3 protein-coding genes are annotated in these 3,208 nt (G+C 70.4%); 1 reads left to right on the top strand and 2 read right to left on the bottom strand.

Going from position 1 to position 3,208, the window contains the following annotated elements:
• Positions 1 to 235: 235 nt before the first annotated feature.
• Both QH196_RS14815 and QH196_RS14810 read right to left on the bottom strand, forming a co-directional pair.
• Complete coding sequence (locus QH196_RS14815) at positions 236 to 1,393, bottom strand: M20 family metallopeptidase (protein ID WP_280416370.1); 1,158 nt, start codon at positions 1,391 to 1,393, stop codon at positions 236 to 238.
• A 269-nt stretch (positions 1,394 to 1,662) separates the two neighbouring features.
• Positions 1,663 to 2,367: an enoyl-CoA hydratase-related protein gene (locus QH196_RS14810; protein ID WP_280416369.1), complete on the bottom strand. Its 705-nt coding sequence runs from the start codon at positions 2,365 to 2,367 to the stop codon at positions 1,663 to 1,665.
• Between the two features lie 108 nt (positions 2,368 to 2,475).
• On the opposite strand from QH196_RS14810, the gene QH196_RS14805 reads away from it, so the two are divergent.
• Positions 2,476 to 3,208, top strand: a 733-nt coding sequence (locus tag QH196_RS14805; protein WP_280416368.1) for a purine-nucleoside phosphorylase, incomplete at its 3' end; no start/stop codon positions are given.

Genomic DNA, 3,208 nt, shown 5'->3' with positions numbered 1-3,208 from the left:
CCCCCACCCCCCCCCCCCGCTCGTCCTCCGCCCCCGCCCCCCCCCCCCCGGCGGGGGCCCCCCCCCCGGCCCCCCCCGCCCCCCCCCCCCCCCCCCCCGCCCCCCCCCCCCCCCCCGCGGCCCCCAACCGCGGGCACGGGCCGAAACCTTTCAGGGCCTCGCTGAACTCGGCGCCGCCGTCGGTTACGTTCGGTTCGGTGCTGCCGGAGGGTCCGTGGTGACAGGTCCGGGCAGGTCAGGCGGTGAGTTCCCGGCCGGCCCGGAGGACGAGGTTGGTGAAGGTGCGGACGCCGATCTCCAGGGCGCGTTCGTCGATATCGAAGGTGGACTGGTGCAGGTCCAGCTGGGGGCCGGTACCGGACCAGACGCCGAGCCGGGCCATGGCTCCCGGGACTTCTTCCAGGTACCAGGAGAAATCCTCACCGCCGCCGGACTGCGGGGTATCGGCGAGCGCGTCCGGGCCGATCCCGCGGACCGCGTCGCTGAGCATCCGCACCGATTGTTCGTCGTTCACGACCGGCGGTACGCCGCGCCGGTAGTCGAGCTGGTACCGCACGCCGGTCGGCGCGAGGAGGCCGTCGACTATCTCCCGCACCAGCGGCTCCAGCAGCGACCAGGTGGCGTGGTCGCCGGTGCGGACGGTGCCGGTGAGCATCCCCGTCTGCGGTATGGCGTTGGGCGCTTTGCCGGCGCTGACCGCACCCCAGACCATGACCGTGCTGGTGCGCGGGTCGATCCGCCGGCTGAGCAGGCCGGGCAGGCCGGTGATGACGGTGCCGATGGCGTAGACGAGGTCACTGGTCAGGTGGGGCCGGGAGGTGTGCCCGCCGGGTGAGTCCAGAACCAGTTCCACGGTGTCGGCCGCGGAGGTGATCGCGCCGACCCGGATACCCACGCGACCCACCTCGAGCCGAGGGTCGCAATGCAGGGCGAAGACGCGATCCACCCCGGTCATCGCGCCTTCGGCGACCATATCCAGGGCACCGCCGGGCATCACTTCCTCGGCATGCTGGAAGATCAGCCGGACCCCGACCGGCAGATCCGCATCGGCCAGGGCCAGCGCGGTCCCGAGCAGGACGGCGGTATGCGCATCGTGGCCGCAGGCATGGGAGACGCCGGGAACCGTGGAGGCGAAATCCCGGCCGGTGAACTCCTGGAGTGGTAGCGCGTCCATATCGGCGCGCAGGGCGATCCTGGGGGCGTTCTCCGGGCCGATATCGCAGATCAGACCCGTCCCGCTGGGCAGCACCCGGAACGACAGACCTGCCTTGGTCAGCCAGGTGCCGACGAATTCGGTGGTGGCGAACTCGGTGCGGGAAAGCTCCGGGTTCGCGTGCAGATGCCGTCGCCACTGCACGAGATCGACCGTGTGCTCGGCCAGCCACGCCGTCACCGTGTCCTGTCCGTCGCGCACCGAACGGCCGGATGTGCTCACCGGATATCCTCCTGTCGTAGAACGAGCAGCTGCGAACCACTTCTCCGCGTGCCGGGACCGGCCCGTAACACATATCGCCCGCGACCCGAGTCGCGGTACAGGCGGCGGTTCCACTCGTCCCCCAGGGAACGGCCGTCACCTCCAGTTTCCCACCACGGCCGGATCCGCGCCCGGCGACGTCCCGGGTGTGACCACCGGAACAGTGAAGCGAAACGGATACCCGGATGCTAACTCTTGGCGAATTCCAGGTTGTCCGCGGTGGTCGGGACCGCCAGAGCGGCCAGCGTCGCCGCGTGCAGGCAACGTTTGATCACCGGCAGGCTGGCGTTCCGGTTGGCTGCCAGGGCGCCGGCCCGGGTGACCGCGGTATCGCGCAGATCGGTGGCGTCGGCAGTCTCGTCGACGATGCCCGCGGCGTATGCCTCCGGACCGCCGTAGCGGTGGCCCGTGGTCATCGCGGTGAGCGCGACCTGGTTGGTCAGCCGGCCCGTGACCAGCGCGTTCATTCCGACTGTGAACGGCATCCCGAGATGCACCTCGGGCAGGCACCAGAACCCGCGGTCGGCGCGCATGATCCGGAAATCGTGCGAGCTCGCGAGCATGGCGCCGGCACCGAACGCATGTCCGTTCACGGCGGCCACGGTGGGCAGCGGGAAAGCCAGGATCCGGCTGAACAGGCCGTGCACGAGATCGAGGTAACCGTGCATACGGTCGAGGTTGGCGAACAGCCAGTCGGTGTCGAGGCCGTTGCTGAAGAATTTTCCGGTGGCCGTCGTGACCAGGGCGGCGGGCCCTGAACTCGCTTCCACGGTATCCAGCAGAGCATGCGTCTCGTCGAGCCATTCGTGGCCGAAGCGGTTCTCGCTGTCGGTCTGGCCCTCGTTGCCCAGCGACAATACGAAAACGTTCCCCACGCGTTCCAGGTACGGCATACGTGCAGCGTATCCGCAGGACTACCGGGCTCCCACAGCGGTCGGCAGCGGTCGCCGGATCCGGTATGACACCGGTCCCCGGCGCCCGGAGGCCATACACTGACCGCCATGCTTGCCGACGAGGCTGCCCAGGAAATCGCCGCCCGGACCTCCGTGTCCCGGCACAAGGTCGCGGTAGTGCTGGGTTCGGGGTGGCAGGACGCCACCACCGAACTCGGCGTCCCGAACGCCGAAATCCCCATGCCGGAGTTACCGGGATTCGCCGCGCCCACCGCGCAGGGCCATATCGGCCGGGTGCTGTCGGTATCGGTCGGTGATACCGATGCCCTGGTACTCATGGGCCGCCAGCACCTCTACGAGGGGTATTCCCCCGCCGAAGTGGTGCATCCGGTGCGGACCGCAGTGGCGGCGGGCGCCGAAACGGTGATCCTGACCAACGCCGCCGGCGGTATCCGGCCCGGTCTGCGCGTCGGGGAAGCGGTGCTGGTGCGCGACCACATCAACCTCACCGGCGCGACCGCCCTCACCGGCCCCACGTTCGTCGACATGGTGGATGCCTGGGACCCGGAACTGCGTCACCTCGCCCGCCGGATCGACCCGGATCTCACCGACGGCGTGTACGCCGGGCTCACCGGACCGCAGTACGAGACCCCCGCCGAAATCCGCATGCTGGCCACCATCGGGGCCGACCTGGTGGGGATGTCCACGGTGCTCGAGGCCATCGCGGCCCGCGCACTGGGCGCCCGGCTGCTCGGGATCTCGCTGGTCACCAACCTGGCGGCCGGTGTCACCGGGGCGCCGCTGGCGCACGCCGAGGTACTGGCCGAAGGACAGGCCGCCG

It is taken from the genome of Nocardia carnea (genome assembly GCF_029868325.1).
Classification (GTDB): Bacteria; Actinomycetota; Actinomycetes; order Mycobacteriales; family Mycobacteriaceae; genus Nocardia; species Nocardia carnea_C.
This window is presented reverse-complemented; position numbering and strand designations above follow the sequence as displayed.